Origin of the sequence: Mycobacterium sp. (assembly GCF_035506235.1) — a bacterium.
GTDB lineage: Bacteria > Actinomycetota > Actinomycetes > Mycobacteriales > Mycobacteriaceae > Mycobacterium.
In genome coordinates, this window is record NZ_DATJPU010000285.1 from 1 (window position 1) to 3,384 (window position 3,384).

The 3,384-nt window shown below is 63.4% G+C and carries 3 protein-coding genes; 2 read left to right on the forward strand and 1 reads right to left on the reverse strand.

The features are described from left to right. Positions 1-265: 265 nt before the first annotated feature. On the reverse strand, positions 266-1,744 hold the full coding sequence (locus VMD50_RS26885) for a WS/DGAT/MGAT family O-acyltransferase (RefSeq protein WP_325432517.1): 1,479 nt from the start codon (positions 1,742-1,744) through the stop codon (positions 266-268). A 505-nt stretch (positions 1,745-2,249) separates the two neighbouring features. Here VMD50_RS26885 and VMD50_RS26895 point away from each other — a divergent pair. Together VMD50_RS26895 and VMD50_RS26900 are read left to right on the forward strand one after the other, a co-directional pair. Then, positions 2,250-2,798 (forward strand): carboxymuconolactone decarboxylase family protein, encoded by a 549-nt coding sequence (locus VMD50_RS26895; protein ID WP_325432513.1) that lies wholly within the window; start codon positions 2,250-2,252, stop codon positions 2,796-2,798. Positions 2,799-3,142: 344 nt separating this feature from the next. Further along, positions 3,143-3,384 (forward strand): serine hydrolase domain-containing protein (locus tag VMD50_RS26900; protein ID WP_325432515.1); only part of this gene is annotated, 242 nt, incomplete at its 3' end.

A 3,384-nucleotide genomic window follows, 5' to 3' on the forward strand; every position in this document is an offset into this window, starting at 1 on the left:
CAGCAGCTGCTCAGCCAGCTGCCGTTGATCCAGTTCCATCGCCACGGGATCGAGTGTTTCTGACATCGTTAGTCCTTCCCGCCAAGCCCACGCCCGGCGTGTCAGACCAAGATCAGATCCACCGTTGTTCAGACAGTCCCCAGGAATCCGCTCATTTCTGGCGCAGGACACTAGCTTCGCTTGAGGTGGTTATGTTGTTGATGTCGATGGCCAGCGGGGCGTCGCCATCGGTTGCGACCGGTCAGCGCGCTGTCCCGATGTTTCATCAGCGGGGGTGCTGCGGCTGGTCATGTTTTCCCGCCGTGGTCGTCGATGATCGGGAGCGCCGCGGCGTGGTATTGGCCGCTCCATTCCGCTTCGTCCCCTCACCGAAACGCCGCCGACGTTTCTTGGTGGCCACGAGACGCGCCAACCCGGATTCAATGCCCTCGGCCAGCTTGTCCACGTCGGGTGCATTGTCGTAGTCGGCGGTGATGCCGAACGAAAGATCCTTGTCGTAGCTCAAGATGGCGATCCCTACGCGCACTTGCATTGCAATCGGCACTATTGGCAGCACCTGCAGCACCTTGCGGCCGAGCACATATACCGGCTGTCGGGGACCGGGGACGTTCGTGGTTACCGTGACGATGGAATGTTGCGGCAACCGAGTCAGCGTGTGAATCGCCCTGGCGGTTACGGCGAACGGGATGTAATCCGCCGCGGTGACAATCAGGCTCGCGGCTTGGCGTTGGCCGCTGATCTTGGCTTTGCTCAGTCGTGTGTGCACAGCGCGCAGCTGCTCGACCGGGTCTGCCACCTCGACGGGCAGGTAGACCAACATCGCCGAGACCAGGTTGTGGGCCGGGCCCATCTCCTCGTTGGAGCGCACCGACACCGGTACCAGGGTGCGGATCGAATTCGGTTTGGGCTGCTCGCCACGACGGATAAGAGCGGCGCGGAAACTATCGGTGATGCCAGCCAGCGCGACGTCGTTGGTCGTCACCTCATAGGCCTGGCAAACGTGCGTAACGTCGTCGAGCGAGACCCGGGCGGCGCTGTAGCGACGCCTTGTCGCGACCGACCCGATAAACGACGACGCGGCCGCCGGATGAACCAGCCCGGTAACGACTCCTGTGGCAGCATCTATTGCCCGGCCCGCGGCGCTGGCCGCCGCGCTCGAGGCGTGCCATGCCCCCTGCATCCACGCCAGCGGATTAGGGGTGAGCCTGGGCAGCGCAATGCCGGCCCGCCTCCGTTCGGTGGCCGCCCTTATCGCGGTAGCGAAGGTGTCAGCTCCACCGTCGTCGGACATGGCGCTGAGCACCTGCATCGCCGCGATCCCGTCGGCCATGCAGTGGTGCAACTTGGTCAAAATCCCCCATCGGTCGTCGGTAAGCCCTTCGATGACCCAGCACTCCCACAATGGGTGATCGCGGTCTAGGCGCCGCTCCATGATGTAGCCGACCAGCCGGAACAACGCCTCGTTATCACCAGGTTGCGCAACCGCGACGTGGCGCAGATGGTGGGACAGGTCTGGGCTGGCATCCTCCACCCATTCCGGCGCCACAAAATCGAACGGGTGTCTCCGCAGCACCTGTCGGCATCGTGGGATGATCAGCATCCGCTGGCTCAATGCCGAAACGATAGCGTTGTCGTCGGGGCGCGGCCCTTCTATCACCGAAACGGCACCGAGCGCAAGACTAACGTGCGGGTCGGAATCCTCGGCTTCCAGAAAGCTAACGTCCAAGCCTGTTAGGTGCTCCATTAGCAACCTCCGCGCATCGCAATCCCACGATCGATCTCACGACTGCTTCAGGGCAGAGGCAGAAGTCACCACCGCAAGGGACTTTTGGAGCAATCACCTCCTCGCGACGGGTACGCCTGTCGATCTTCACCGGAGCAGTTGAGTCGACGAACCTACCCGACGCGCTTCCGCGTACTCGCCGCGTCGCACAACAACCCGACGGCCACGCCGGTCGCGGTTTCGCCCTCGGAATGCAACGGCGCCGGACACGTCCCCGTGCAGCTCGCCCAGATGCCGAACGGGCGCAATTAGATCTGAGTGGCCCGCACCGTGAGACGGCACCCGGTATGGTCAGCCAAGTAAGACGTGGCCGATCGGGCTGGGTTGCGTGCTCCGGCCGCCCAACCGGATCGTTTATTTGGAGGGGTTTGGAATTGCCGGGTGACAACGCCCGCCCGAACGGCTACGGGCGCGGGTTCCGCGAAAGGGACAATTGTCCCCGGCGCGGCTTCCCAGCGCTGGGGCCGTGACCGGGCCGACGGCCTCTCGCATCCCGCCTGGCGGATTCCGAGAGCTCGGCCTCACCGGGTGGCTGTTCTGCAAGCTCACGGCGCGTTTGGAAGGCATTCCGCAAGTACATCTGTTCACTACGCTGGGCCAGCACAGGCGGCTGTTTAGGGCATGGTTGCCGTTCGGCGCGATGCTGCTGGGCATGGGGAAGCTACCGCGACGTGACACCGAGGTGGTGGTCCTCCGTGTGGCACATCTGCGTGGCTGCGCATACGAGCTACAGCAGCACCGCCGCATTGCCAAGCGCCGCGGCCTCGACAACGAAACGCAGGCCCGCATCTTTGCCGGTCCCACAGCCGAGGGGTTGACTGAGCGCGACTGCGCGCTGCTGAGCGCGGTCGACGAACTCATCGACACCCGCACCATCTCAGATCGGGGTTGGCAAGAACTGGCCAAGTACCTGGACCGGCCGCAGATCATCGAATTCGTCACCCTCGTAGGCCAATACGATGCCTTGGCCGCGACGCTGAAAACCCTTGGGGTTCCACTCGACTATCCGGAGTAGCGTCCCGCCGTCAGGGCCCGCGGGTTTTCACTGGTGCGCCTGTGCCTTATCGCTCGAGATGTTCACCCTGCAGGTGGCGGCTCGCAGCCGCTCTCGCGCAACAAGTAGTCGAGCTGCAAGCGCAAATCGCTCACTGGTCCACCTGGATTCTGCCCAGGCGCAGCCGGTTCGCGGACTTCTCGGCTGTGGAAATCAACGGTAGTGCACCAGGGACTTTGGTCCGTTCGATCACCGACTTCTGGCCCGTTCGGGCAATGACCTATGAATGCGAATCGTCGGGCTATAAGGCACTCGCCCGAGGCGCGTCTCTTCAGCGATTCTGAGTTTGGAAGAAGGGTTGCACGTTGGACGTTGGCAGATCCGAAACGGACCAGGTCACAGGTCGCTACGACGACGAATTCCGCGAAGTGGCGAATGTGTTCAGAAAACAGATTGCGCGCACCGGCGGCGGCGCGTCGGTGGCTGTCTACCACCGCGGTAGGCTGGTCGTCGATTTGTGGGGCGGAGTCCGGAGTCGGAACGGGGATCCCTGGACTCGCGACACACTCGCCATGTGCTTCAGCACCACCAAGGGCGTCACCGCCAC

Bases quoted from the DNA above. Each gene is read 5' to 3' on its own strand.
- VMD50_RS26885 (WP_325432517.1), bottom strand. From the start codon at position 1,744: ATGGAGCACCTAACAGGCTTGGACGTTAGCTTTCTGGAAGCCGAGGAT.